The organism is Paraburkholderia bengalensis, from assembly GCF_037126505.1.
GTDB lineage: Bacteria > Pseudomonadota > Gammaproteobacteria > Burkholderiales > Burkholderiaceae > Paraburkholderia > Paraburkholderia bengalensis.
Genome location: NZ_JACFYJ010000272.1, coordinates 1 through 825, shown reverse-complemented (window position 1 = coordinate 825; position 825 = coordinate 1). Strand labels below are relative to the sequence as shown.

3 protein-coding genes are annotated in these 825 nt (G+C 60.2%); all 3 read right to left on the bottom strand.

The genetic code is table 11. The features are described 5' to 3' along the window. The coding region (locus H3V53_RS43190; RefSeq protein WP_336603040.1) for a hypothetical protein at positions 1 to 213 on the bottom strand (213 nt) is incomplete at its 3' end. A 74-nt stretch (positions 214 to 287) separates the two neighbouring features. Beyond that, positions 288 to 512 (bottom strand): hypothetical protein, encoded by a 225-nt coding sequence (locus H3V53_RS43185; RefSeq protein WP_054920552.1) that lies wholly within the window; start codon positions 510 to 512, stop codon positions 288 to 290. A gap of 51 nt (positions 513 to 563) precedes the next feature. Continuing rightward, positions 564 to 788, bottom strand: coding sequence for a hypothetical protein (locus tag H3V53_RS43180; RefSeq protein ID WP_336603039.1), 225 nt, complete (start codon positions 786 to 788; stop codon positions 564 to 566). Positions 789 to 825 lie beyond the last annotated feature (37 nt).

The window sequence follows — 825 nt, the reverse complement described above, 5'->3', positions numbered from 1 at the left end:
CTGCAAGCCGCCGAAATTCTGCAGCGTCGGAATATCGATCTTCGTCTCGGTCTGGATGACGGGCGCCACCACGATAGCCGGGCTGGCAAATCCACCGCCGACGGCCGTGTTCACGTTGCCAAAGTTGTAGTTGCTGCCGCCGCGCACTGCAGACAGTGCATCGTTGGAGAGTGTCTGGTGATGCGAGAGATCGGTGATCGTCAGCGAGGCCATGGTGAAGCTCCTGGTTAGGCGTGTTGCGAGGAGGAGAGCACGCACTGTCTGCGGCTCTCCCGTATGTTGTTGCTTTACTTGACCAGCTGCAGGCCGCCGAAGTTCTGGATCGTCGGGATGACGACCTTGGTGTCGGTCTGCGTGACGGGCGCCACGACGACAGCCGGGCTGGCGAAGCCGCCGCCGAATGCGGCATTCGTGTTGAAGGCGTTGACGTTGCTGCCGCCACGCACGGACGCGAGCGTTTCAGCGGACAGTTCTTCGTTATGCGAAATATCGTTGATGGTCAGCGAAGTCATGATGAATCTCCTTGAAGCGAGTGTGAGAAGAGAGCGAACCGTTTGCGCGATTTACAGCACAGCTTGCGCGCCGCCGAAGTTCTGGATCGTCGGGATCACGACCTTCGTGTCGGTCTGCGTGACGGGCGCCACGACGACAGCCGGGCTGGCGAAGCCGCCGCCGTATGCGGCGTTCGTGTTGCCGACGTTGTAGTTGCTGCCGCCACGCACGGAAGCGAGCGATTCGACGGACAGTTCTTCGTTGTGCGAGAGGTCTTTGATGGTCAGCGAGGTCATGGTGAATCTCCTTGAATCGGGCGTGAGAAGAGAGCGA